This is a genomic window from Caballeronia humi (genome assembly GCF_001544475.1).
In the GTDB taxonomy this organism is placed as follows: Bacteria; Pseudomonadota; Gammaproteobacteria; order Burkholderiales; family Burkholderiaceae; genus Caballeronia; species Caballeronia humi.
The window spans coordinates 1-23,721 of sequence record NZ_FCNW02000029.1; the positions used below are offsets into that span (position 1 = coordinate 1).

Here is a 23,721-nt window from a genome sequence, read left to right on the forward strand (position 1 = left end):
GCGTTGAAGCGCGCGATCGATCTGCAGATGAACCACGGCAAGACGACGATCATCGAGATCATGTGCACACGCGAACTCGGCGATCCGTTCCGCCGCGATGCACTCGCCAAGCCCGTACGCATGCTCGACAAGTACAAGGACTACGTCTAATCGCTGAATCGGGCCGGAGGCCAACAGTTTCCGGCGTGTTTCGTTCCATATTCGCATGATGTAACCAAAGGCCCGCCATGAACCTCGAATCCGGCTTTCCGTTTTCCGCCGATCCCGTGGACGTCGCGGACACGTCCGAAATCGCGTCGAAACCTAGCCACAGCCCCTTTGAGTACAATGCTACCGATCCATTTTCCGGAACGGCAGACATGAAAAAAGCGGACACCCCGACCCTGCGTGCGTTCGCGCTGCTCGAACATCTCGTCGCCGCCGATGGTCCCGTGTCGCTCGCGGACATCGCCCACGAGATCGATGCGCCCAAGGCGTCGCTGCACCGCATGCTCGCATCGCTCGAAGCGGGCGGTCTCGTGATCCGCGAGCCCGGCCAGAAGAACGCATACGTGATCGGGCCGCGTCTCGCGCAGCTCGGCCTCGGCGTGATGATGCATTCCGGCGCGCGGCGTCTGCGACACGCGATCCTGACGCGCCTCGTCTCCGATCTCGGCGAGACCTGCAACCTCACGATGCTGCACGAGACGGAAGTGCTTTATCTCGATCGCGTCGAGGCGCCGTGGCCGCTGCGGCTGGACCTCAAGCCCGGCTCGCATGTGCCCGCGTATTGCAGCGCGAGCGGCAAGCTGCTGCTCGCGATGCTGCCCGCCAGCGAGCGCGCGGTGCTCGTGCGTGCGCTGCAGTTGAAGCGCTTCACACCCAATACGCTCACCGATCCCGAACTGCTCGAAGCCGAACTCGATCGCGCTGCGCACAAGGGCATCGCGGTGGACAACGAGGAATTCGTCGTCGGCATCGTGTGCGTGGCGGCGCCCGTCGTCGATGCGCAAAATCAGTGCGTTGCCGCGATCGCCGTGCATGCGCCCGTGTCGCGCGCGCCGCTCTCGCGGGCTTTGGAATTCGTGCCGCGCTTGCAGGAAGCGGCCCGCGAGCTGGCTTCCACGTTCTGATCGTTCAGCCCACGCCGCTAGCTGGTTACGATGGCGCTCATGGTGTGGTTTGTTCAACGGCGTTTGATGCGCTCCATCGAAGCACAAGCGCATCAAACGATGTAAACACGACCTGACCGTGACCTAGCCTGCCCCGTCCGCCTTATGCAGGAGCGGTGCGAACCGCAGCGACGCCTCCTTCAGCTTCGGCACGGCCTTCAGTAGATCTTCGAGACTCGAGCGCGCCGTCGGCGCATGCACGGCGAGCGACGCCAGTACGTGCTTGCCCTCCTCGTCGCGCACCGGCACGGCGACCGCCACCATGCCCCGCACGAACTCCTCGTTATCGATGCCCACGCCGCGCGCGGACAGCCGGTCGAGCTCCGCTTCGAGCAGGCTCGCATCTGTGAGCGTCCGATAGGTCATCCGCGTGAGCGGCAGGCGCGCGAGCACCGCGCTGCGCTCGGCGCGCGTCATCTGCGAGAGAAACAGCTTGCCGCTTGCGGTGCAGTGCAGCGGCACGCGCATGCCCGGCTGCATGTGCAGTCGCAGCGGCTCGTTCGTCTCGACCCGTTCGATGTAGAGCACGGTATCGCCATCGAGCGCGGTCAGGTTGCAGGTCTCGCCGAGCGTCTCCACCAGCCCGCGCAGCAGCGACCGGCACGCACGCGTGAAGCTGCTGCTGCCGAGCGTCGCGAGCGCGAGTTGCGCCGCGCGCGGACCCAGCGTGATGCCGCGATCCGTGCCACGCGAATCCGGCAGGTGCATGACGTAGCCTTGCACTTCGAGCGATTCGATGAGGCGCGTGAGCGTCGCCTTCGGAATATGCAGCCGCGCCGAGAGTTGCGACAACGTGAAAGGCTGCCCGGCGACCGCGAGCTGATCGAGGATCGACAGCGCTCGCAGGACGCGGCTGTCTTCATTCGACTGGTGGTTTTTGCCGGGGGAAAGCGAGGTCTCGTTCATCGGGCGCGGGGCTCCTTGCCGTGACCGGCCACGTCGACCGGGTTTGATTAAACCAGAACAAAATATATCATTTTTTAATTGGCTGGCGACGCCGAAAATCGTGGCGCCCGGCCTCGTGCCACATGAGCGCAGCCAAGGCTCACCTTAAATTCTGAAACGAATTCATCAAATTCCGTTCCACTTTTCGCGGCCGAAGCGTTTTCCACTTGGCATCGCGAGCCGATTCCACGACATTGAAAGCTAACAAAACGGAACAACCCGTTCCAAAGGGTTGAAGAAAAGACCAGCGATAACGCCAGGTCGAAAGGAGACAGGAATCATGTCGTTCGAAGTGGACTACATCGTGGTCGGCGCGGGCTCTGCTGGCTGCGTTCTCGCCAACCGCCTGAGCGAAGACCCGGACGTCCGGGTGCTGCTGCTCGAAGCGGGCGGCCCGGACAACAATCCGTGGATTCACATCCCGGTCGGCTACTTCAAGACGATGCACGATCCCGAGTACGACTGGTGCTATCGCACGGAGCCGGATGCGGGCATCGCCGGGCGGCAACTCGACTGGCCGCGCGGCAAGGTGCTGGGCGGATCGAGTTCGCTCAACGGCCTGCTCTACGTGCGCGGACAGCGCGAGGACTACGACCACTGGGCCGCACTCGGCAACCGCGGCTGGAGTTATGCCGACGTGCTGCCCTACTTCAAAAAATCCGAGGATCAGGAACGCGGCGCGAGCGAATATCACGGCGTGGGCGGCCCGCTGAAGGTATCGGATCTGCGGCTGCGTCGGCCGATCGCGGAGCATTTCATCGCGGCGGCGCAGGATATCGGCATTCCGTTCAACGATGACTACAACGGCGCCACGCAGGAAGGCGTCGCCTATTTTCAGCAGACGGCCTACAAGGGCTTTCGCTGGAGCACTGCAAAAGGCTTTCTCAAGCCCGCGAAGGACCGCGCGAATCTCGTCGTCGAAACGCGCGCGCAGACGACGCGTGTGCTGTTCGAAGGCGCGCAGGCGGTCGGTGTCGAATACATGCGCGACGGCGAAGTGCGCACAGCCCGCGCGCGCGCCGAAGTGATCCTCGCGGCCGGTGCGATCGGTTCGCCGCAGATTCTGCAGAACTCGGGCGTCGGTCCCGCCGACGTGCTGCGCCGCGCCGGCGTGCGCGTGCGTCACGAACTCGCGGGCGTCGGACAAAATCTGAAGGACCACCTGCAGGTGCGGCTCGTCTTCAAGACGCGCGAGCGCACGCTCAACGACGAGGTGAACAACCCGCTGCGCAAGGCGTGGATCGGCCTGCAATACGCGCTGTGGCGCACCGGCCCGCTTACGCTCGCGGCGAGCCAGGTCGCGATCTTCACGCGCTCGCGGCCTGACGTCGAGCGGCCCGACATCCAGTTCCACATGCAGCCGCTCAGCGCCGACAAACCCGGCGAAGGCGCGCACCGCTTCTCGGCGTTCACGGCATCCGTGTGTCAGTTGCGGCCGCACAGCAGCGGCAGCGTCGAGATCCGCTCGACGCATCCGCTCCAGTATCCGGCGATCCATCCCAACTATCTGTCCGACGAACGCGATCACGCGGTCGTCGTCGGCGGAATCAAGGTGGCGCGGCGCATTGCCGAGGCGCCGTCGCTCGCGCCTCATATCGTTTCGGAGTTCGTGCCGGGCGCGCAGTACCAGACCGACGCCGAACTGCTCGACGCCGCGCGCCGCCACAGCCAGTCGATCTATCACCCGGCGTGCACCTGCCGCATGGGCCGCGACGCGCTCGCCGTCGTCGACGATCGTCTGCGCGTGCACGGGCTGGGAAGGCTACGCGTCGTCGATGCGTCCGTGATGCCGGAACTTGTGTCGGGCAATACGAACGCGCCCGTGATCATGATCGCGGAGAAGGCGGCGGACATGATCCGCGCCGACCGGAAGCAGCCGGTCGCGCAATCTGTGCTCGAAGAAGTGCTTTGACACCGACGTGGAAAACCACGCGGCAACCCTATAAGGAGACGCAACATGGAGCAGACGAAGCGCAACGAAGCGAAGCAGATCAGGCGGGTCGTGACGGCGAGCCTGATCGGCGCGACGATCGAGTGGTACGACTTTTTCCTGTACGGCGTGGTGGCCGGCATCGTGTTCAACAAGCTGTATTTCCCGAGCGACGATCCGCTCGTCTCGACGATGCTCGCCTACGGCACCTTCGCCGTGGGCTTCCTGAGCCGGCCGCTCGGCGGCGTGATCTTCGGCCACTTCGGCGACAAGCTCGGCCGCAAGAGCATGCTCGTGATGACGCTGATGATCATGGGCGTCGCGACCGTGCTGATCGGGCTCGTGCCGACCTACGACCAGATCGGGCTATGGGCGCCGGCGCTGCTGCTTCTTTTGCGCGTCGCGCAGGGGATCGGGCTCGGAGGCGAATGGGGCGGCGCCGTGCTGATGTCGTTCGAGTACGCGCCGAAGGACAAGCGCGGCTTCTACGCGAGCATCCCGCAGATCGGGCTCGCGCTCGGGCTGTGCGTCGCCTCGGGCGTCGTGGCGGCACTGTCGTCGTTCCTGACCAACGAGCAGTTTCTCTCGTGGGGCTGGCGGCTGGCGTTCGTGCTGTCGATCGTGCTGGTTGCGATCGGCATGTACATTCGCCTGAACGTGATGGAAACGCCCGAGTTCGCGAAGGTCAAGCAAAAGGGCGAGCAGATCAAGCTGCCGATCGGCGAAGTGCTCAGCAAGTATCCGGGCAACGTGCTCGCCGGCATGGGCGCGCGTTTCATCGACGGCGTGTTCTTCAACGTGTTCGGCGTGTTTTCGATCGTCTATCTGACGCAGACGCTCAAGGTCGGTCGCACCGATGCCTTGCTCGGCGTAATGGCGGCGGCCGTCGTGATGATGTTCACGATCCCGTTCTTCGGGCATCTCTCGGATCGCGTCGGCCGCACGCGCATCTACTTCTGGGGATCGCTCGTCACCGGCCTCTCCGCGTTCGGCGGCTTCTGGCTGATGAAGCACGGCAGCGACCACACGCTTCTGATCTGGCTCGCGATCGTCATTCCGTTCGGCGTGTTCTATGCATCGGTGTACGGTCCGGAAGCGGCGCTCTTCGCCGAACTGTTCGACGCCAAGGTCCGCTATTCGGGCATCTCGTTCGTCTATCAGTTCTCGGGCATCTTCGCGAGCGGCATCACGCCGATCGTCGCGACCTTCCTGCTGCGCAAGGGCGATGGCGAACCGTGGCTCATCTGCATCTACGTGCTCTTCTCGGCGCTCGTGAGCGCATTGTCGGCAGCGTGGATCGGCAACCGGGGACGCGCGGCGGTGCGGCGTGTCGAATGGGAAACGCGGTAAGCGCACGGCAAACCGCGCGTCCCAGACCGATTACTTCTTCCAGCGCAACGGCCGCCGCAGATGATGCCGCTCCATCCGCACACCCTGCCCCGCGTGCACGAACGCGGGCTCGCCGCCGAGCGAGAGGCCCTCGCGTTCCTCGCGCTCTTCGTCCGCCTCGACGGTCTTCGACGTATCGATGAAGAGCGCGGCGACGAGGCCCACCGCGAGCAGGCAGGCGGAGATCGTGAACGGCACGTTGTAGCTGCCGGTCTCCTGGATCATGTAGCCAAACACCACCGGCGAGATCATGCCCGCCACGCCGAAGCCCGTGTTCATCATGCCGCCCGCGGTGCCCGCGTACTTGCCCGCGATATCGAGCGGCAGGGTCCAGAGCACGGGATTCGTGATCTCCAGGAAGAAGAACGACGCCGACAGGAACAGCACGGCAGTGACCGGATCGGCGGCGGACACCACCGGCACGAGGAACGCGAGCGAGCCGCCCATGCCGACGACGAGCACCGAGCAACGCGCGAACCGCAGCCGTCCGGTCGCCTTGTAGAGCTTGTCGGAGATCACGCCGCCGAGCGTATCGCCGATCACGCCCGCGAGGAGCGGCAACGCGGTGAAGAGCGCGAGTTGCTTCAGGTCGAAGCCGCGCGATTCCTTGAGGTAAGACGGCATCCACGTCAGGTAGACCCACAGCAGCCAGCCATAGCAAAAATCGACGACGGTCACGAGCCACATGCGGCGCACCAGCTTGCGCCACGGCGTGGCGGCGTGCTTCGCGCGGTCGCAGTCGCCCTTGCGATAGCCGATCTCCGCCGTCTCCTCGGGCGTGATGCGGCGATGCTGCTCCGGCGAATTCGTGAAGAAGCACATGTAGAGCACGGTCCACGCGAGGCTCGCGACGCCGAGCATCAAAAACGCGTCGCGCCATCCGCCGAACGCGACGACGGCGAGCACGAGCGGCGGCGTCACCGCGCCGCCCAAGCGCGCGAAGCTGTGCGTGATGCCTTGCGCGAAACCACGCTCGGCGACGGGCATCCAGTACGTGAAGGCACGCGTCGCGGTCGGGAACGCGCCGCCCTCGCCGATGCCGAGCAGAAAGCGCAGCCCGACCAGCATCGCGACGCTGCCGGCGAAACCAGTGGCGAGCGTGGCGACGCCCCAGATCAGCGAGAGGATGGTGAGCACGCGCTTCGGGCCGTACTTGTCCGCGAGCCAGCCGCCGACGATCTGCATCACCGCATACGGATACGCGAACGCCGAGAACACGAGGCCGAGCTGGCCGGAGGTCAGGCCCATCTCCTGCCGGATGATCGGCCCGGCGACCGCGATGTTCACGCGATCGATGTACGAGATGAAATACATCAGGCACATCACCGCGAGGATGATATGGCGCGTTTTAACGCGCCTGGTGTGCTTTTCCATGCTGTCTCCTGTCTCTTTATATATGACGGTCGTGGTCCTGCGCCAAGTTGGCGGATGCGTCTACGTCTGCAACAGCTTCAGCCGCTGGACCTTGCCCGACGGGCCGCGCGGCAGTTCGGTCACGAGGCGAAATTCTTTCGGTGTCTTGTAGCGGCCGAGTTCGCGCAGGCAGTGATCGCGCAGCGTGGCGGCATCGAGCGGATTCGCCCCGCCGGCCTCGCGCGCGACGACGAACGCGACGATCTCCTGTCCGTAGGCCGCATCCGGCACGCCGACCGCCGCCGCCTCCAGCACGCCGGGGTGCCGCAGCAACGCCTCGTCGATCTCGCGCGGCGCGATGTTCTCGCCGCCCTTGATGATCAGTTCCTTCGCGCGGCCGTTGATGTAGTAGTAGCCGTCGGCATCGCGGAAGCCGAGGTCGCCGGTGCGGAGCCACCCGTCGGCGGTGAAGGCCGCGCGCGTCTCCTCGGGCCGCTTGTAGTAGCCGCGCGTCACCTGCTCGCCGCGCAGCACGATCTCGCCGCATTCGTCGGGCGCGCAGTCGCGGCCTTCCACATCGATCACGCGGGCCTCGCCGCCCGACGGCAACCCGATGCTGCCGATGCGGCGCCGCGTCGCGTCGTAGGGATTGCTGAAGGCGGGCGCGGCGGTTTCCGTCATGCCCATCGTCTCGATCACGCCGACGTGAAAGCGCGCCTCGAACGCGCGGTGATGCTCGGCCGGCAGCGCCGCCGACGCGCTGCGGCAAAACCTGAGCGCAGCGAGATCGAAGGCGTCTTGCGGGTCGCGTTCGTCGCGATCGAGCAAATACGCGACGATCGTCGGCACGACGTTGATCCAGGTGCAGCGATGGCGCGCGACGTCGCGCCAGAATGTGCGCGCGGAAAAACGCTCCGCCATCACGACCGAGCCGCCATGAAAAAGCGGCGCGATGAGCGTCACGACGAGGCCGTTGATGTGATAAAGCGGCAGCGACGCGAGCACGCGATCGTCGCCACCCAGCCGATGCTCGGCGGTGATGTTGCGCGCGTTCGCGAGCAGGTTCCGATGCGTGAGCAGCACGCCCTTCGGCGCGCCGGTCGTGCCGGACGTATACATGAGCAGCGCGACGTCGCTTGGTTCGATCGGGGGCTGCTCGGTTTCTACGCTCTCGCCGGCGAAGGCGGGTTGCGCGACTTTGTTCGTTTGCGTTTCGATCACGAGGAGTTCGCGTTCGAACCCTTGCGTGCGCAACTCGGCGAGAGCCGCATCGATCGATTCCCCCGATTCGCGCGACACGAAGATCGCGCGCGTATCCGAGTGCTCGACGATATAGCGCACCTGCGACGGCTGGCACAGCAGGTTCACCGGATTCGCCACGTAGCCGCCGTACATCGCGGCGAGCAGGAGCGTTGCGGTCTGGAGGCCGTTGCCCATGTAGACAGAGATCACGTCGCCGGGGTTGAGCCCCGCATCGGCGAAACTCGTCGCGAGCGTGTCGCATGCGTCGCGCAACTGGCCGAACGTGAGAACCTCGGTGCTGCCGTCTTCCGCCGGGCCGAGCAGAAAGGGCTTGTCGGGGAACTGCCGTGCGCGCTCATCGATCAGCGCGCGGAGGGTTGTCGGCGTGTTCATCGGCCGTACCTCGCGAAAAAGTCGCCGAGCAGGTCGTCGAGTTCGGGCACGCGCTCTTCGACCGGAAACGCGACACGCGTCGTATTCATGTACTGGCGAAAGCCGAGATTCGACGAGAAGTTGTTGCGTCCCCAGGTGCCGCAGCCCATCGAGAGCGAGAACGGCAGACCGTTGTCGAAGTTGCCGCCGGTAGCCAGGCAATGCGCCTGGTTCGCGATCACCCGCGCGACCGGCAAGGTCGTGCCGAGTTGCACGGCCTGCCCCGGATCGCCCGAATGGAGGCCGACCGAATGCCCCGCGCCCATATACGCGTAGATTTGCTGGACGACGCGCGCGGCATCGTCGAAATCGTGCGCGCGGTAGACCGCGAGCACCGGCGCGAGCTTCTCGCCAGAGAACGGATGCTCCGCGCCAAAGCCGCTCTCCTCCACCATCAGGAAGGCCGGCTGACCCGCGGCGATGTCATCGAGCCCGGCGAGCCGCGCGATCTGCGCTGCCGACTTCGCGGTGCACTCGGCGGCGAGCTTGCCGTCGTGCCACATCGCGGCTTGCAGGCGCGCCTTCTGCGCGGCGTCAAGCAGCACGCCGCCGTTCGACGCAAGCGCTTCGAGCATGCGCGCGTAGACAGTCTCCTCGATCACGACGCTGTTTTCCGACGAGCAGCTTGTCGCGTTGTCGAAGGTTTTGGAGCGCGTGATCTTGCGCGCGGCGTCGTCAAGATCAGCCGATGCCGCGACGATCGACGCGACGTTTCCCGCGCCGACGCCGAACGCCGGCGTGCCGCTCGCGTAGGCCATGCGGACGTTCGCCTGCGAGCCGGTCGCGACGACGAGGTCGCACTGGCGCAGCAATTCGGCGGTCGCGGCCTTGCTGATCGGCGGCGGGAGTACTTGCACGAGATCGGCGGCGAGCCCCGCCTTCGCGAGCTGCTCGTGAATGAAGCCGACGAGCAGCGCGCACGACGTGTACCCCTTCGGCGACGGCGCCACGATCACCGCGTTGCCGCACTTCAGCGCGTTGACGATCTTGTTCGCGGGCGTGGCGGCGGGGTTGGTCGAAGGCGTGATCGCCGCGACGACACCAACCGCCCGCGCGATCTCGACAATGCCGGCGGCGTCGTCGCGCGCGATGACGCCGCAGGTCTTCTGTCCGTGCAGGTCGCGCAGCAAGCCGAGCGTCTTGCGATAGTTCTTGCGAAACTTGTCGTCGGCGTTGCCGAGGCTGGTGTCGGCGACGGCGAGTTCCGCCAGACGACGATTGCGCGACGGTTCCATGATGGCCCAGGCGGCGGCGTTCGCGGCGGCATCGAGGGCGTCCTGCCCGGCGAACTGGAAGTCGCGCTGCGCGTGCCGGGCGCGCGCCACGAGTTCGCCGACGACCCGTCCGACGTCGCGCTGCATGGTTTCCGCGGTGGTGGCTTTTACGTTCATACGGTTCGCTCCGTCGCTTGAGAGTTGAAAGTGACTTCAATCTAGCGAGCGGCGCGCGGCGCGCGGTCCCGTTTTCCTGACAATCCCTCACTGCTCGCGCGGGAGTCACGGAATCAGCGAAATTCGGGACTTTCACCGGTCCCGAAAAACGCTAAAGTCGATGCAAACAAAGTCGCAGGAACAAGCGGCGCACACGATGTTCAGGAGACGGAATGTCGGCATCCAATCAATCGAACGCCGCTGCGGTGCGGGCGTTTCGCGTACTCGAGACGCTCGCGGAAGCGGGGCGTCCGCTGTCCATGACAGAACTCGTCGATGCGCTCGGCCTGCCGAAGCAGACGGTGCATCGCATCCTCGTGCAACTGATGGACGCGTACCTCGTGATGCGCGGCGCGGGCGACCGGCTTTATGAATGCTCGCCGCGCGTGCGCTCGCTCGCCGTGAACGTGCTGATGCACGCGGGACCGGCGGCGGCGCGGCATGCGCTGCTGGAGCAGCTCGTCGCGAAGGTCGGCGAGACGTGCAATTTGACGATGCTCGCCGGCAACGACGTGGTGTACGTGGATCGCGTGGAGACGGAGTGGCCGCTGCGCATGCATCTGCAGGCGGGGTCGCACGTGCCGCTGCATTGTTCGGCGAGCGGCAAGCTGCTGCTCAGTTTCCTGCCAAAGGAACGGCGTGAACGCATAATCGATACGCTGCCGCTACGGCCGTATTCGGAACGCACGATCACGGATCGCGAGGTGCTGCGCCGCGAGCTTGCAGCGACACGCCGGCGGCTGCTCGCGATCAACGATCAGGAGCACTTGCAGGGACTGATCGCGATCGCGGTGCCGGTGATGCTCGACCGCAACCGCGCGTGCGCGGCGATCGCGGTACAGGCGCCAGTCGGGCGGGTGTCGATGGACGATCTGCTCGCGTTCGTGCCGGAACTGAGGCAGGTGGCGGCAGAGACGGCGCGGACGTTTCAGATGTGAGCAGGGCCGCTTTTCTTCGAAAGCGGCCCCAGATGGATGCACGGTCTGCGCCGTTACAGCGCGCCCCTTCACCGCCTGACCGGCCGCGCCTCTACTCGCCCCACTCCGAACTCCCCATCTCCTTTCCTCCACCGATTCCTCTGCCAGAACACCACGAGCAGCACCGCCACGCTCGCCACGCCGAACCACAGCGGCTTTCTCTGATCCGGAATGAACGCCATCGCCACGATGATGCTGATCATCCCTGCGATCGCGACCCACGTGAGATACGGAAAGCACCACATCTTCACGCGCAGCTTGCCCGGCGCATCGCGTTCGAGGCGCGCGCGCAGTTTGAGTTGCGACAGCGCGATCAGCAGGTACACGAAAATCGCCACCGTCCCGTACGAGTTGACGAGAAACGCGAACACCGTATCCGGCGAGATATACGACATCACCACCGACACATACCCGAACAGTGTCCCCATCAAAATCGCGCGCACCGGCACGCCGCGCTTGTTCACCTTCGCGAGCGCACGCGGCGCATCGCCACGACGCGTGAGCGCGAACATCATCCGCGACGCCGCGTACAGCCCGGAATTCAACGCCGACAGCACCGCCGTCAGGATGATCGCGTTCATCAGATGTGCGGCGCCCGGAATGCGCATTGCCTCGAGCGCGCTGACGTAGGGCGTCGCCATGCCCGGCGAATTCCACGGCACGATCGCGACGACGAGCAGGATCGAGCCCGCATAGAACACGAGTACGCGCGTGATCACTGAGTTCGTCGCCTTCGCGACTGCGCGCTCCGGCTCGTGCGCCTCGGCGGCCGCGATCGTCACGATCTCCGCGCCGAAATAGAAGCCCGTCGCCGCGACCGCGCCGGAGAGCACCGGCCCGATGCCGTTCGGCATGAAGCCGCCGTTCGCGCTGATCGACGCAAGAGGCAGCGCGGCCTGCCCCGCGCCCGGCCACATGCCGAGCACGAAGAGCGTGCCGACGAACAGGAACACGATGATCGCCGCGACCTTCACCGACGCGAACCAGAACTCGAACTCGCCGTAACTGCCGACGGAGACGAGATTGGTCAGCGTGAGCGTGACAAGCAGCACGAGGCCGATGACCCACGCGGGCACGTCCGGCAGCCAGAACTGGACGAGATGCGCGCCCGCCACGGTCTCCACCGCGACGACGATCACCCAGAAGTACCAGTACATCCAGCCGGTGAGAAACCCGGCCAGCTCGCCCGACTTGCGCCGCTCGCCGAATGCGAGACGCGCGTATTCATAGAACGATCCGACGGCGGGCATCGCCGACGCCATCTCACCCAGCATCCGCATGACGAGAACCACGAGCCCGCCCGTCAGCAGGAACGAGATGATCGCAGCCGGTCCCGCCTGCCTGATCACCACGCCGCTGCCGACGAAGAGCCCTGCCCCGATCACGCCTCCCAGCGCGATCATCGTCATGTGCCGCTGTTTGAGTCCGCACTTCAGTTCGCTTCCGTTGACTGGTTCTTGCATGTGTCGCCTCCATATCCTGATCGGGGCGGCGTCCCGCGTGCGTCGTGAAAAGCCTCGCGACGGGCGCCGCCCATGAGCGCGTGAGTGGCCGGGCGCCGGTGATCGCTCACCGCGTCCGCACCCCGCTTCGTTTTTATAGGGAAGAAGATTCCGGCTGCGCGTGCCTATTTCTTTTCGTCGCGCCTGTAATACAGGTGATAGAGCATCCGCTGCCCGATACGCCTGAACGGCGCGAACATGTGCCCCGGCAGCGGCGACGTGAAGATCGGCAGCGTCTGGTGCGCGCCTCTTCCTGCGATGCGCTCCGCGAGCCGCCGCCCCGCCTGTGACGAATACGATACGCCGTTGCCGCCATAGCCGAGCGCGTAGTACACCGTCTCCTTCGGATCGGGCTGAAAGACGCGCGGCATCATGTCGTGACTGACGTCGACCCAGCCCCACCACGAGTAATCGATCTGGATGCCCTTGAGCGCCGGGAACTTCCGGTGCAGCCCGTTCACGAGCAATTCGAAGTGGCGCTCGTTCGGGGCATCGGCGCCGGTGATCGCGCTGCGGCTGCCGATCTGCACGCGGTTGTCCGGCAGCAGGCGATAGTAGAAACGCAGCGTGCGCGTATCGGTGAGCACCTGTGTCGTGCGGAAATTGCAGGCTTCGAGTTCCGCGGGCGTGAGCGGGCGCGTCACCATCGAATTCGAGAGGATCGGCATGATGCGGCTCTTCAGCGACTCGTGCAGGCCGGGCGCGGTATAGGCGCCCGTCGCGATACCGACGGCCTTCGCGCGCACGATGCCGCCCGGCGTGCGCAGATGATGCACGCCCTTGACCGTCTGCCAGCCGATGACCGGGCTGCCGGGATGAACCTTCGCTCCGCGCTCCCGCGCCATGCGCTGATAGCCGTAGGCGAGCTTGAGCGGATGCACGCCGATTCCTTCCGGTTCGTGCAGCGCGCCCGCCGATTCGGAATCGTTGACGAATTCGCGGCGAAACGTCTCCGCACTGAGCAGTTCGGACGGGTAGCCGAATACGTCTTTCCACAACTTCGACTCGGCGGCGAGCCCCTGCATGATGCGCGGCCGGTGCGCGACGAGAAAATGCCCGCCCGTCTGCGGATCGCAATCGATCTGCGCGACGAGCGACTTGAAGGTGTCAAAGCCTTCGTAGATCTCGTGATGCATTTTGAGCGCGACGTCCTTGCCCCAGCGTTCGATCCACTGCGAGCGCGACAGGCGCCCCGACGCGTTCTGTCCCTGTCCGCCGTTGCGGCTCGTGCAGCCCCAGCTCACCTTGTTCGCTTCGAGCACGACGGCCTTGATGCCGTGCTCGCGCGCGAGAAAGAGCGCGGTGGCCAGCCCCGTGAACCCGCCGCCGATGATCGCGACATCGACGTCCATGTCCTGCGTGACGGGGCCGTCGTCCGGCGGCGGTGTGCCGGCCGTCGCGGCCCAGTAGGTCGGCGCGTACTGCTTGCCTTGGCCGGGGCCCGGCGAGACGAGCGGATCGTAGGTCGGGTCGTAGCGGGTATCGACGCCTGCCTCGCGGGCGAACGGCCCCGACGCGTCCAGATGAATCGCACCGTTTTTCATGGCGAATCTCCCAGGGTTCAGGCGGCTTGCTTCGGACGTTCCTTGCGAAACGCGCGCTTGACCGCGATCAGGCCGTCGCGGAATTCGAACAGGTCGCAGCCTTCGGCCTCGATGCGCCAGCCTTCCGCGTGCGTGCCCGTGAACACCCATTCGGAGACGCCGCGTCCGCCCGCGACGTAGTGCCGGCCGTGGCCCCAGTGCGCATCGGGGAAAGTACGGAAGACGGCTTCGAACGCCGCCTTCACCGCCGCGCGGCCCGTAAAGCGCGCGCCGTGGATCTCGCTGCCGCCGGCGGCATCGAAGATGCAGTCTTCGGTCATGAAGCGCATCAGCGCGTCGGCGTCGTGGCGGTTGAATGCGTCGGAAAAGGCGGCGAGCGTGTCGGCGGTAACGGCGGGCGCCTTCGTGAGCGTTTCGGTCATGCTGTCTCCTGTCAGATGAATCGTGGGCCGCATTCGGTTGCGCATGCGGCCATCTTCATCGACACGTTATCCAGCACTCCCTTCCCTTGGTAGCTCCAGATGCCGGCATTCGCTTGGGCCAGCTTCTCCGACACGGCGCAAAGCCTTGCCGGATCAGGCTTGCGGGCGTTGCGCCCTGACGAGTTCGGCGAGTATCCGCACGCCTTCATCGATCTTTTCCAGCTTGATCGACGAGAAGCCCATGCGAAAGCAGTTGCGCGATTCGCGGCCGGTCATGAAGAACACGTCGCCGAGTTCGATCAGGATGCCGCGCGCTTCCGCTTCCGTCGCGAGACGCCGCGCATCGAGCCACGGCGGCCCTTCCACCCAGCACGACGCGCCGCCCGTGATCGGGACGTGGCGCGCTTCGGGCAAATGCGTATCGAGCGCGGTCATCAGCGCCTGCGCGCGCTCCTTGTACGCGTAAGCGAGACGCCGCAGCAGCGCGTCGTGATGGCCGAGCGACAGAAACGTCGCGAACGCGCGCTGGATATAAGCCGCCGGGTGCCGCACCATCAACCGGCGCAGCGCGCGCAACTCGCGAATCAGCTCGCGCGGCGCCACCACGTAGCCGAGCCGGAGCCCCGGCGCGAAGCTCTTCGAGAGACTGCCGACGTAGATTACGCGATCGGCGGTATCGAGGCTTTTGAGCGCCGGATGCGGCGCGCCGGAAAAGTTGTTCTCGCTCTCGTAATCGTCCTCGATCACGACGAAATCGTGCTCCTGCGCCATGTTCAGCAGCGCGTGGCGGCGTTCGAGCGGCATCGTCGCGGTGGTCGGGCACTGATGGCTCGGCGTCACGTAGACGTAGTCGCATTGCGCGAGCAGCGCGCGGTCTTCCAGCGGCCGCACGCCGCCGCCGTCGACGGGCAGCGGCAACAGCGGCGCATCGCAGTTCTCGAAGATGTTGCGCGCGTCCGGATAGCCGGGATTTTCGAAGCCGATCGTCGTGCGCTCGTTCGCGAGCAAATCGCCGATCAGATACAGCGCCTGCTGCGCGCCAATCGTGATCACGATCTCGTCGGGCATCGCGAACACGCCGCGCCGCGGCAGCACGCGCGTGCGGATCTGCTGGACGAGCGTGTCGTCGTCGCGTTCGATCAGGTCCGGCGCCCAGTTGCGGATTTCCATCACCGAAAGCGCCTTCATGCAGCACTCGCGCCAGTCGCTCGTCGGAAAGAGCGCCTGATCGAACTGGCCGTAGATGAATGGAAACTCGTGTTTCTGCCAGTTCGCGGGCTTCACGATGTTGCGCTGCGCGGACGGCGCGCGACGCATGCGCGCGCCCCAGTCGGGCCGCGCGAGCGCTCCGGCCTCCGACACCTCCGACGGCATGAAGCCATGCTGCCCTTCGAGCATCGCCGGGTTGACGAAATGCCCGCTGCGCTCGCGCGAAATCAGATAGCCCTCTTCCACGAGCTGCTGATACGCGAGCACCACCGTATTGCGGGCCACGCTCAACTGGTCGGCCAGTTCGCGGCTCGACGGCAAGGCGGCATCGGCGGGAATCTGGCCGTCGAGGATCGCGGCGACCAGCATCTGGCGGATCTGCGCCTGCAGGCTGATGGTCGACTCATTCGGGCGCTGGAACCGCTGTGTCCACATTGCCGAAGACATCCGGCTTGCCATGCTTCCTCCTTGGTTGACTCAAAACATCGCGCGGCACATTGTGCAACGCGCAACGACGCGTGCGTGAGACCAGCCGAATGTGGACTCAACGATCGGGCGCGTCTGGTACTAACTGGCCCAATTTTTAGATGACGATACTCGAATCGACACTGCATCGGCGATCGGGGCAAGCCCGGCCGGTCTCCGAGAAGCCCGCGTGTCCGCCACGTGAAGCCCGTCCTGGAGACCCGACATGCAAGACCTTAAGCGACCAAAATTGCCTTTGCGGCTCGTCCGCGCGATGCAACGCATCATCGTTTCGTGCGCCGCCGCGCTCGTGCTCAACCCCGCGCACGCCGCCGACAAGGAAGTGACGATCGCGTACCAGCAGATCGTCGATCCGTGGATCGTCGCGATCGCCAACGGGTCGATCGAGAAGGCGACGGGCTACAAGATCAACTGGCGCCAGTTCGAATCCGGCGCGAAGGTAGCCACCGCGATGGCCTCGGGCGACGTGAAGGTCGGCGTGATCGGGTCGAGCCCGCTCGCCGCCGCCGTGAGCCAGGGGCTCGACCTGCAACTCGTCTGGATCCTCGACAACATCAACCAGGCCGAGGCGATGGTCGTGCGCAACGGCGCCAACGTGTCGAAGGCCGCCGACCTGAAGGGCAAGACGATCGGCGTGCCGTTCGTGTCCACGACCCACTATCACACGATGTTCGCGCTGCAGCACTGGGGCGTCGATCCGTCGCAGGTGAAGATTCTCAACATGCAGCCGAACCAGATCGTGGCGGCGTGGGAGCGCGGCGACATCGACGCCGCCTACGTGTGGAATCCCGCGCTCGCCGAACTGAAGAAGAGCGGCAAGGTGCTCGTCACGTCGGGCGATCTGTCGAAGCTGGGCAAGCCGACGTTCGACGGCATCGCGGTCGATCGTCAATGGGGCGAGGACAACAAGGAGTTCATGGCGAAGTTCGTGAAGGCGATCGCCGATGCCGACGAGCAGTATCGACGCAATCCAGCGCAATGGAGCGCGAGTTCGCCGCAGGCCGCGGCGATCGCGAAGATGATCGGCGGCACGCCCGCCGACGTGCCCGATTCGCTCTCGCTCTACGCGTACCCGACGCTCGCCGACCAGGCTTCGCCGCAGTGGCTCGGCGGCGGCGCGACGAGCCGCGCGGCGCTCGCGCTGAAGGACACGTCGGGCTTCCTCAAGGAGCAGAAGCGTATTGGCACGATCGCACCCGACTACGCGAAGTTCGTGACGCCCGCTTACGCGGACGCCGCCCTCAAACTCAAGTAAGCGTCGGCCGGCCAAATCAGGAGGATGCATGGAAAGCATGAAAGTGAAGGACGTGAGCGTCGTGTTCCCCGGCCGCCGGGCGGGCGAGCGAGTCCACGCGCTCGACAACATCAACCTGACGATCGATTCGGGCGACTTCGTCGTCGCGCTCGGCGCCTCGGGTTGCGGCAAGACCACGCTGCTCTCGTTGATGGCGGGTTTCATCGCGCCGAGTTCGGGCGAACTGCTGCTCGGCGGCGAGCCGGTGGCGGGACCGGGCGCGGATCGCGGCGTCGTGTTCCAGAAGCACGCGCTGCTGCCGTGGCTCAACGTGATCGACAACGCTGAGTTCGGCCTCAAGTTGCAGGGCGTCCCGAAGGCGAAGCGGCAGGAGATCGCGGCGCGCAATCTCGCGCTCGTCGGCCTGCAGGATTTTCACAGGCACATGATCTACCAGCTCTCGGGTGGCATGCAGCAGCGCGTGGGCATCGCTCGCGCGCTCACCTGCGACCCGGCGATGCTGCTGATGGACGAGCCGATGGCCGCGCTCGACGCTCTCACGCGCGAAACCATTCAGGAACTCCTGCTCGACGTGTGGACAAAGACCAACAAGATGTTTTTCTTCATCACGCATAGCGTCGAGGAGGCGCTTTTTCTGGCGAGCCGGCTGATCGTCATGTCGCCGCGTCCCGGGCGCATCACGCATACCTACGAACTCGATTTCAACCGGCGCTTTCTCGCGACACGCGATGCGCGTGCCGTCAAGTCGAGCCCCGATTTCATCGAGATGCGCGAGCGCGTGCTCGGCATCATCTACGGCGACGAGAAGTCGCAGGCCACACGCGAAGAGGTCTCGCATGTCTGATTCCAAAGCGATTCACGCGCCCTTTCACGCCCGCGAACCCGTGTCCTCCGATAGCGCCGCCCCGCCGCCGCGCACGCCGCGCCGCCGCTCGCGCATCCTCGCAAAGAAGCCCGTCAAGCCTGGCGATGCGTTCGGCGTGCCGGGTCACGGCAGCAGTCTGATGACAAGCTTCGTCACGATCGTCGCGATGATCGGAATCTGGTTCGCGGTGACGAACCTGCATCTGATCAAGCCGCTCTTCCTGCCTTCGCCGCAGGCGGTGTACGCGAAGTTCCTCGTCGTCGCCACCGATGGCTTCGCCAACTCGACCCTCGCACAGCACACCGGCGTAAGCCTGTTGCGCGTGTTCGGCGCGTTCGCGCTCGCCTGCCTCACGGCGATTCCGGTCGGCGTGATGATGGGCGTGTCGAGGATCGCGCGCGGCGCATTCGATCCGCCGATCGAGTTCTATCGACCGCTGCCGCCGCTCGCTTACTTGCCGCTCATCATTATCTGGTTTGGTATCGGTGAGTTCTCGAAAGTGCTGCTGATCTACCTCGCGATCTTCGCGCCGCTCGCAATCGCCGCGCGCGCCGGCGTGCGGTCCGTGTCGATCGAGCAGATTCACGCGGCGTATTCGATGGGCGCATCGCGCACGCAGGTGGTCTTTCACGTCATCATGAAGTCGGCGCTGCCGGAGATCTTCACGGGGATGCGGATCGGCATCGGCGTCGGCTGGACGACGCTCGTCGCGGCGGAGATGGTCGCGTCGTCGAGCGGGCTCGGCTTCATGGTGCTCAACGCGGCCGAATTCCTCGCGAGCGACGTCGTGATCATGGGCATCATCGTGATCGGCTTCTTTGCGCTCTGTTTCGATGCGCTGATGCGTTATGTCGAACGCGTGCTCGTGCCTTGGAAGGGCCACGTATGACGCGACCACGAAGGTCCGATGCCGCTCGCGGTCCCGCTGTGCCACAATCGGACCCTTCCTGAATCACGACACAGCGGGGGCACCCATGAGTGCGAAAACGACTTATCTGGTCAGCATCTTCATCGGTGCCCCAACAGAGCAGCACAGAAAAATCAAGGACATCGCCGCGCACGTTTCCGGCGGCGATTACGAATTCCTGCATCTGCATCAAATGGGCGCGTTCCTTGTGCTCAACACCGACAAGGGCGCGAAGGACCTGTCGAAAGCGTTTGCGCCTGCCACGGCATCGGACGACCGGTTATTCATCTGCGAAATCGGCCAGGACTGGCAGGCGCTCGGCTTGAACAAGGCGAGCTTCTGGCTGCAGAACCATCTGGCGACGAAGACACAGACGCCCGCCGCGAGAAAAGGCAATCCATTCGGTGACGATTGATGCCGCAGGAACCTATAGTTAAGTCTGTCCTCACCAGGATCGACGGGGCGACTACGATGTCGAGCGACTGGAAGCTTCGCGTCAGACTGTTTGTCCAGCGGTTCTGGCAGCCGACCAGCGCCTGCATGACGTGCATGCCGGGCAGTTGGGGCAACATCCTGAGCCTCGCCCACTGGACGACCGCCGTTCAGACGGGCCTTCTCACCGGCATCCTCGCCGTTCTTCTGACGTTCACGCCGGCGGCACGGCTCTACTCCAATCGATACGGCAATGCGCTCCTCGTCGGCCTCCTGACGATGCTCGGCGACGCCTTTTCGCACGTAAATCACTACGGCTTTCCGTTCGCCGAGGCCATTGTGACGGGCATGATTTCCGCACTCATCACGCTGGTCGCCTCCTGGCTCTTCGAAGACCGCGCCCGACGGCTCCGCGCCGCGTGGACACGCATGTCCGGCCATTGACTTGCATTCTGTATCGATTGATATAGAATGCGTTCTGTATCGACCGATACAGAACTGGAGCAGGGTATGGCCCGACCCCGAAATTTCGACGAAGACCAAGTACTCGAAGCAGCCGGCGACGCGTTCTGGGCGAACGGCTACGAAGGCACGTCCACGCGCGATCTCGTGACGTGCACCGGGCTTTCACAGCCGAGCCTGTACAACGCGTTCGGCGACAAGCGCGGGCTCTTTCGACGCGCGCTCGAGCACTATCTCGACCGCACGCTGCGCGAGCGCATCGCGCGGCTGGAGTCGAGGCTCCCGCCCGGTCAGGCGATCGCGGCGTTTTTCGGCGAGATCATCGACCGGTCTGTCGCGGACAAGCATCAGCGCGGCTGCATGCTGGTGAACGCCGCGCTCGAATCCACACCGCAAGACGACGAGTTCCGCCAGGCGATCGCGGCCGAACTCTACGTCCTGCGCGCTTTCTTCGAGCGATGCGCCGCAGCCGGCCAGCAAAACGGCGACATCGAACCGATTCAACCGCCCGGCGCCGCTGCCACGCATCTGCTGGCCCTTCTGCTCGGCGTGCGCGTGCTCGCGCGCGTCGATCCGAAGCGCGAGCTGTTGAGCGGCGCCGTCGCCCCGGCGCTCGCGATGCTCGGCCTGCCCGCGCTGCCGCCCGAGGGCAGCATCCACTGAGATTCGCCGGTTAAGCCGGCAGCAAGCCCGCCGTCCAGATCACGGCGTGGCTCGACTCGTCCATTCGACTCGTGCGCGACAGGCGCGCAGGTTCAAAAGGAGCACAGCATGTCCGACGACGCATCCGCCCTCCCTATCAACCCCGCATCGCTCGACGTTCGCTCGCTCTACGCGATGTTCGCGGGCCTGTGCGCGAGCCTCGTCGCGATCGGGCTCGCGCGCTTCGCCTACACGCCGCTGATTCCGCCGCTGATTCAGGCGCACTGGTTCACGTCGTCGCAAGCGGTGACGCTCGGCGCCGCGAACTTCGCCGGCTATCTCGCGGGCGCGCTGCTCGGCCGGCCGATCGCGTCGGCGTTGTCGAACCGCGTCGCGCTGCGGCTCCTCATGCTGATGGCGACCGCCGCGTTCTTCGCGTGCGCGTTTCCGCTTTCGGTGTCGTGGTTCTTCGCGTGGCGATTCGCGTCCGGGCTTTCGGGCGGCGCGATCATGGTCCTCGTCGCCACCACCGTCCTGCCGCACATTCCGCCCGCGCGCCGTGGATTCGCGAGCGGCATGATCTTCCTCGGCCTGGGGCTTGGCATTGCGGCATCGGGGACCATCATCCCGAAGCTGCTCCAGTTCGGGTTGCAGGACACATGGATCGGTCTCGGCGTGCTGTCGCTCGTGCTTTCGGTGGCGAGCTGGTTCGGCTGGCCAGCCGCCACGCCGTCGGCGCCCTTGGCAAAGGCAGCGCCGCACGCGGTTCGCCCCAACGGCGTTGCGCTGCGCGTGCTCTACGCACAATACGCGGCCAACGCGCTCGGCCTCGTGCCGGCGATGATCCTGCTTGTCGACTATGTCGCGCGCGGTTTGGGACGCGGCGCCGGAGTCGGCGCGGGCTACTGGGTGCTGTACGGGATCGCCGCGATCTTCGGGCCGGTCATCCTTGGCAATGTCGCGGACCGCATCGGTTTCGGCGCGGCGTATCGGTTCGGACTCGCGTTGCAGGCGGTCGCCGTCGCGATGCTCGCGCTGTCCGGCAATCCGGTAACGCTCGGAATCGCGACGGTGATACTCGGCATCTTCACGCCGGGAATCGTGCCGCTCGTGCTCGGGCGCATCCATGAACTCGTGCCGCACGATCACGTCGAGCAGCGCGCGGCGTGGAGCCGGGCGACGACGGCCTTCGCGCTCTTTCAGGCAGTCGGCGGATATGGCTATTCGTTTCTCTTCGCGCACACGAACAACGATTATTCGCTGATCTTCTGGTTCGGCGCGACGGCGCTATCGCTGGCGTTCGTCGTCGATATCCTGAGCGGACGCAATGCCGCTAACAAGCCGGCGACGAACTGAGGGCTTATTTACTTCTTGTCGAAGGTGACGAGCTTCTTGTCCTTCGCATCGGCGACGAAGATCGCGAGAAGCTTCGCCGGCTCGGTATCGCTCGCGTTTTCGCTCACCGTGTGGTGCGCGCCGGGCTTCTCGATCCAGTGTTCGCCCGCGTGGAAAACGCGTGTTTCGCCGTCGTTGACCTGGCTGCGGATCGCGCCTGAGAGCACGTAGGCAACCACGAACGCCTGACCGTGCCGATGCGGGTCCGACTTGCCGCCGGGCGCGTAATCGACGACCAAAGCCGTCATCGTCTTGCCCGGCACATTGGGCATCGCCTCGACGAATGCGGGCGTGATGGTTTCGCGTCCGGCAGCGTCGCCGTGGGCGTAAGCCGGGGCAACCGAAGCGATGGCGAGCGCAGCGGCTGCGAGGATGTGCGTGAGTTTCATGATCGAATTCCCAAGATGGTGTTAGCAAGGCGTCAAGACGCCGCGAGTTCTTCCTGCATCGTCAACGACACCTCTGCCCAGCGCGCCGCCACCGCCGACAACTCACCACGCGCGCGTTCGAGCGCTTCCGTGCGGGCTTGCTGGTCGGAGAACTGGAGCGGCTGCGCATCGACGAAGGTTGGGTTCGCCACGCCGAGAAAGCCGAACGCGGCCTTGAGCGACGGCGTGAGCGCATCCATCGACGAGAACGGCGTGCCGGGGCGCAGGTCCGCGCCGCGGCTCGTGATGAACAGCACTTTCTGGCGTCCGAGCTGCCCATCGATACGGCCGTCCGCCGTGTTCACGTAGGTGAGTCCGGTGCGCGTGATGCTGTCGACGAACGCCTTGAACGCGGAGGGCATCGACCAGTTGTACATCGGCATCGCGAGGACAAGCGCGTCGGCGTCGAGCAGGCGTTGGCACAGTGCATCCGATGCGGCCAACGTGTCCTTCATGGCTTGCGTGCGCTCGCTCGCCTGCGTGTAGGTGGCGATGGCGAACGCCTCGGTCACGTGCGGCGGCGTATTCACGGCGACGTCGAGATAATCGAGATCGACGTCCACGCCTTCCTCGCGCAATTGTTCGATGAAGAAGCGGCTCAACGCCCGCGAATTGGACCGTTCGCGCTTGGCGCTCGCATCCACATGCATGATTTTCATGACTTCTCTCCTACGTGTGTTGATCGATGAAGAGAAGATTAAAACGTCGACTGGCTGTTTGAAATAGCCGTTTTTGTCCAATTCAAGGTGACCAGTCCCGTTCAACAAGAGCCACACAATCAAATCTTGACAATATCTGATTTTGCAGATACTGTTCGCTTCATCAACGGAGCGAGACATGGATCACTACACCTCAGAGAGCTTCAGGCTGACGCAGAGCATCGGATTTGCTATCGGCAAGGCGCGCAACCTTCTCGTTGCGGAAATCGATGCTGCGCTGAAAGACCTCGGCATCACCACGCAGCAGATGGGCATTCTTTTGTCGATGCGGCACGGTGAGGCGACGACGCCGTTCGAGTTGTCGAAACTGCTCGGTATCGATACGGGTCTGATGACGCGCATGCTCGACAAGCTGGAAGACAAGGGTTTGCTTGAACGCTCCCGCAGCCTGGAAGACCGTCGGGTGGTCAATCTGAAGCTGACGGAACAGGGCGAGGCAGTCGCGGCGCATGTGCCGGAGATCGTTCCGATGGTGCTCAACGCGCGCGTCAGGAACTTCACGAAGAGCGAGTTCAAGGAACTGAACCGGCTGCTGCGCAAGTTTCTCGAAGACTGAGCGGACCCCAACCCAATCGCTCTCATTTTTTTGTTCAATTATCTGACA

General features: G+C 64.9%; 22 protein-coding genes. 12 read left to right on the plus strand and 10 right to left on the minus strand.

What is annotated here, in order from left to right:
• Positions 1–359: 359 nt before the first annotated feature.
• Positions 360–1,112: an IclR family transcriptional regulator gene (locus AWB65_RS22480; RefSeq protein ID WP_025527925.1), complete on the plus strand. Its 753-nt coding sequence runs from the start codon at positions 360–362 to the stop codon at positions 1,110–1,112.
• A 123-nt stretch (positions 1,113–1,235) separates the two neighbouring features.
• On the opposite strand, the gene AWB65_RS22485 is transcribed toward AWB65_RS22480, so the two are convergent.
• Positions 1,236–2,057 (minus strand): IclR family transcriptional regulator, encoded by an 822-nt coding sequence (locus tag AWB65_RS22485; protein WP_087669236.1) that lies wholly within the window; start codon positions 2,055–2,057, stop codon positions 1,236–1,238.
• A 319-nt stretch (positions 2,058–2,376) separates the two neighbouring features.
• On the opposite strand from AWB65_RS22485, the gene AWB65_RS22490 reads away from it, so the two are divergent.
• Together AWB65_RS22490 and AWB65_RS22495 are read left to right on the plus strand one after the other, a co-directional pair.
• On the plus strand, positions 2,377–4,008 hold the full coding sequence (locus AWB65_RS22490) for a GMC family oxidoreductase (RefSeq protein WP_087669237.1): 1,632 nt from the start codon (positions 2,377–2,379) through the stop codon (positions 4,006–4,008).
• Positions 4,009–4,053: 45 nt separating this feature from the next.
• The gene (locus tag AWB65_RS22495) at positions 4,054–5,376 is read left to right on the plus strand and encodes an MFS transporter (RefSeq protein WP_087669238.1); all 1,323 of its coding nucleotides are present in this window, start codon (positions 4,054–4,056) and stop codon (positions 5,374–5,376) included.
• 30 nt (positions 5,377–5,406) lie between these two features.
• Here AWB65_RS22495 and AWB65_RS22500 read toward each other — a convergent pair whose 3' ends face one another.
• The 3 genes from AWB65_RS22500 to sauS are packed head-to-tail and all read right to left on the minus strand — an operon-like array spanning position 5,407 to position 9,833.
• Positions 5,407–6,789, minus strand: a complete 1,383-nt coding sequence (locus AWB65_RS22500; protein ID WP_087669239.1) for an MFS transporter — start codon at positions 6,787–6,789, stop codon at positions 5,407–5,409.
• A 60-nt stretch (positions 6,790–6,849) separates the two neighbouring features.
• The gene (locus tag AWB65_RS22505; RefSeq protein WP_087669240.1) at positions 6,850–8,403 is read right to left on the minus strand and encodes an AMP-binding protein; all 1,554 of its coding nucleotides are present in this window, start codon (positions 8,401–8,403) and stop codon (positions 6,850–6,852) included.
• Positions 8,400–9,833 carry an acylating sulfoacetaldehyde dehydrogenase gene (sauS, locus tag AWB65_RS22510; protein ID WP_087669241.1) on the minus strand — a complete coding sequence of 478 codons (1,434 nt, stop codon included), beginning with the start codon at positions 9,831–9,833 and terminating at the stop codon, positions 8,400–8,402. The genes AWB65_RS22505 and sauS overlap by 4 nt, the downstream gene beginning before the upstream one ends.
• Before the next feature lie 212 nt (positions 9,834–10,045).
• On the opposite strand from sauS, the gene AWB65_RS22515 reads away from it, so the two are divergent.
• Positions 10,046–10,810, plus strand: a complete 765-nt coding sequence (locus tag AWB65_RS22515) for an IclR family transcriptional regulator (RefSeq protein WP_087669242.1) — start codon at positions 10,046–10,048, stop codon at positions 10,808–10,810.
• Between the two features lie 68 nt (positions 10,811–10,878).
• On the opposite strand, the gene AWB65_RS22520 is transcribed toward AWB65_RS22515, so the two are convergent.
• From AWB65_RS22520 to pdxR, 4 genes are all read right to left on the minus strand, one after another.
• On the minus strand, positions 10,879–12,312 hold the full coding sequence (locus AWB65_RS22520; protein WP_087669243.1) for an amino acid permease: 1,434 nt from the start codon (positions 12,310–12,312) through the stop codon (positions 10,879–10,881).
• A gap of 164 nt (positions 12,313–12,476) precedes the next feature.
• Positions 12,477–13,895, minus strand: a complete 1,419-nt coding sequence (locus AWB65_RS22525) for an NAD(P)/FAD-dependent oxidoreductase (RefSeq protein WP_087669244.1) — start codon at positions 13,893–13,895, stop codon at positions 12,477–12,479.
• A gap of 17 nt (positions 13,896–13,912) precedes the next feature.
• Positions 13,913–14,317, minus strand: a complete 405-nt coding sequence (locus tag AWB65_RS22530) for a nuclear transport factor 2 family protein (protein ID WP_087669245.1) — start codon at positions 14,315–14,317, stop codon at positions 13,913–13,915.
• Between the two features lie 153 nt (positions 14,318–14,470).
• Positions 14,471–15,985: a MocR-like pyridoxine biosynthesis transcription factor PdxR gene (pdxR, locus tag AWB65_RS22535; protein ID WP_087669246.1), complete on the minus strand. Its 1,515-nt coding sequence runs from the start codon at positions 15,983–15,985 to the stop codon at positions 14,471–14,473.
• Between the two features lie 280 nt (positions 15,986–16,265).
• Between pdxR and tauA the strand changes: the two genes are divergently transcribed.
• The 7 genes from tauA to AWB65_RS22570 all read left to right on the plus strand — a co-directional run bounded on the left by tauA (position 16,266) and on the right by AWB65_RS22570 (position 21,931).
• Complete coding sequence (tauA, locus tag AWB65_RS22540) at positions 16,266–17,267, plus strand: taurine ABC transporter substrate-binding protein (RefSeq protein ID WP_087669294.1); 1,002 nt, start codon at positions 16,266–16,268, stop codon at positions 17,265–17,267.
• Between the two features lie 28 nt (positions 17,268–17,295).
• Complete coding sequence (locus AWB65_RS22545) at positions 17,296–18,111, plus strand: taurine ABC transporter ATP-binding protein (RefSeq protein WP_087669247.1); 816 nt, start codon at positions 17,296–17,298, stop codon at positions 18,109–18,111.
• A complete protein-coding gene (locus AWB65_RS22550; protein ID WP_087669248.1) occupies positions 18,104–19,021 on the plus strand; it encodes an ABC transporter permease subunit in 918 nt (305 codons plus the stop codon). Before AWB65_RS22545 ends, AWB65_RS22550 begins: the two co-directional genes overlap by 8 nt.
• Positions 19,022–19,106: 85 nt before the next feature.
• Positions 19,107–19,454, plus strand: coding sequence for a hypothetical protein (locus AWB65_RS22555; RefSeq protein WP_087669249.1), 348 nt, complete (start codon positions 19,107–19,109; stop codon positions 19,452–19,454).
• Between the two features lie 56 nt (positions 19,455–19,510).
• Positions 19,511–19,915, plus strand: a complete 405-nt coding sequence (locus AWB65_RS22560) for a hypothetical protein (protein ID WP_087669250.1) — start codon at positions 19,511–19,513, stop codon at positions 19,913–19,915.
• 66 nt (positions 19,916–19,981) lie between these two features.
• Positions 19,982–20,596: a TetR/AcrR family transcriptional regulator gene (locus tag AWB65_RS22565; RefSeq protein WP_087669251.1), complete on the plus strand. Its 615-nt coding sequence runs from the start codon at positions 19,982–19,984 to the stop codon at positions 20,594–20,596.
• Between the two features lie 108 nt (positions 20,597–20,704).
• Positions 20,705–21,931 (plus strand): YbfB/YjiJ family MFS transporter, encoded by a 1,227-nt coding sequence (locus AWB65_RS22570; RefSeq protein ID WP_087669252.1) that lies wholly within the window; start codon positions 20,705–20,707, stop codon positions 21,929–21,931.
• Between the two features lie 8 nt (positions 21,932–21,939).
• Here the strand turns inward: AWB65_RS22570 and AWB65_RS22575 are convergent, their stop codons facing one another.
• Positions 21,940–22,359 carry a cupin domain-containing protein gene (locus tag AWB65_RS22575; protein ID WP_087669253.1) on the minus strand — a complete coding sequence of 140 codons (420 nt, stop codon included), beginning with the start codon at positions 22,357–22,359 and terminating at the stop codon, positions 21,940–21,942.
• Between the two features lie 32 nt (positions 22,360–22,391).
• Positions 22,392–23,057: an FMN-dependent NADH-azoreductase gene (locus AWB65_RS22580; protein ID WP_087669254.1), complete on the minus strand. Its 666-nt coding sequence runs from the start codon at positions 23,055–23,057 to the stop codon at positions 22,392–22,394.
• Between the two features lie 178 nt (positions 23,058–23,235).
• On the opposite strand from AWB65_RS22580, the gene AWB65_RS22585 reads away from it, so the two are divergent.
• Positions 23,236–23,673 carry a MarR family winged helix-turn-helix transcriptional regulator gene (locus AWB65_RS22585; protein ID WP_087669255.1) on the plus strand — a complete coding sequence of 146 codons (438 nt, stop codon included), beginning with the start codon at positions 23,236–23,238 and terminating at the stop codon, positions 23,671–23,673.
• Positions 23,674–23,721 lie beyond the last annotated feature (48 nt).

Bases quoted from the DNA above. Each gene is read 5' to 3' on its own strand.
- AWB65_RS22480 (WP_025527925.1), top strand. From the start codon at position 360: ATGAAAAAAGCGGACACCCCGACCCTGCGTGCGTTCGCGCTGCTCGAA.
- AWB65_RS22485 (WP_087669236.1), bottom strand. From the start codon at position 2,057: ATGAACGAGACCTCGCTTTCCCCCGGCAAAAACCACCAGTCGAATGAA.
- AWB65_RS22490 (WP_087669237.1), top strand. From the start codon at position 2,377: ATGTCGTTCGAAGTGGACTACATCGTGGTCGGCGCGGGCTCTGCTGGC.
- AWB65_RS22495 (WP_087669238.1), top strand. From the start codon at position 4,054: ATGGAGCAGACGAAGCGCAACGAAGCGAAGCAGATCAGGCGGGTCGTG.
- AWB65_RS22500 (WP_087669239.1), bottom strand. From the start codon at position 6,789: ATGGAAAAGCACACCAGGCGCGTTAAAACGCGCCATATCATCCTCGCG.
- AWB65_RS22505 (WP_087669240.1), bottom strand. From the start codon at position 8,403: ATGAACACGCCGACAACCCTCCGCGCGCTGATCGATGAGCGCGCACGG.
- sauS (WP_087669241.1), bottom strand. From the start codon at position 9,833: ATGAACGTAAAAGCCACCACCGCGGAAACCATGCAGCGCGACGTCGGA.
- AWB65_RS22515 (WP_087669242.1), top strand. From the start codon at position 10,046: ATGTCGGCATCCAATCAATCGAACGCCGCTGCGGTGCGGGCGTTTCGC.
- AWB65_RS22520 (WP_087669243.1), bottom strand. From the start codon at position 12,312: ATGCAAGAACCAGTCAACGGAAGCGAACTGAAGTGCGGACTCAAACAG.
- AWB65_RS22525 (WP_087669244.1), bottom strand. From the start codon at position 13,895: ATGAAAAACGGTGCGATTCATCTGGACGCGTCGGGGCCGTTCGCCCGC.
- AWB65_RS22530 (WP_087669245.1), bottom strand. From the start codon at position 14,317: ATGACCGAAACGCTCACGAAGGCGCCCGCCGTTACCGCCGACACGCTC.
- pdxR (WP_087669246.1), bottom strand. From the start codon at position 15,985: ATGGCAAGCCGGATGTCTTCGGCAATGTGGACACAGCGGTTCCAGCGC.
- tauA (WP_087669294.1), top strand. From the start codon at position 16,266: ATGCAACGCATCATCGTTTCGTGCGCCGCCGCGCTCGTGCTCAACCCC.
- AWB65_RS22545 (WP_087669247.1), top strand. From the start codon at position 17,296: ATGGAAAGCATGAAAGTGAAGGACGTGAGCGTCGTGTTCCCCGGCCGC.
- AWB65_RS22550 (WP_087669248.1), top strand. From the start codon at position 18,104: ATGTCTGATTCCAAAGCGATTCACGCGCCCTTTCACGCCCGCGAACCC.
- AWB65_RS22555 (WP_087669249.1), top strand. From the start codon at position 19,107: ATGAGTGCGAAAACGACTTATCTGGTCAGCATCTTCATCGGTGCCCCA.
- AWB65_RS22560 (WP_087669250.1), top strand. From the start codon at position 19,511: ATGTCGAGCGACTGGAAGCTTCGCGTCAGACTGTTTGTCCAGCGGTTC.
- AWB65_RS22565 (WP_087669251.1), top strand. From the start codon at position 19,982: ATGGCCCGACCCCGAAATTTCGACGAAGACCAAGTACTCGAAGCAGCC.
- AWB65_RS22570 (WP_087669252.1), top strand. From the start codon at position 20,705: ATGTCCGACGACGCATCCGCCCTCCCTATCAACCCCGCATCGCTCGAC.
- AWB65_RS22575 (WP_087669253.1), bottom strand. From the start codon at position 22,359: ATGAAACTCACGCACATCCTCGCAGCCGCTGCGCTCGCCATCGCTTCG.
- AWB65_RS22580 (WP_087669254.1), bottom strand. From the start codon at position 23,057: ATGAAAATCATGCATGTGGATGCGAGCGCCAAGCGCGAACGGTCCAAT.
- AWB65_RS22585 (WP_087669255.1), top strand. From the start codon at position 23,236: ATGGATCACTACACCTCAGAGAGCTTCAGGCTGACGCAGAGCATCGGA.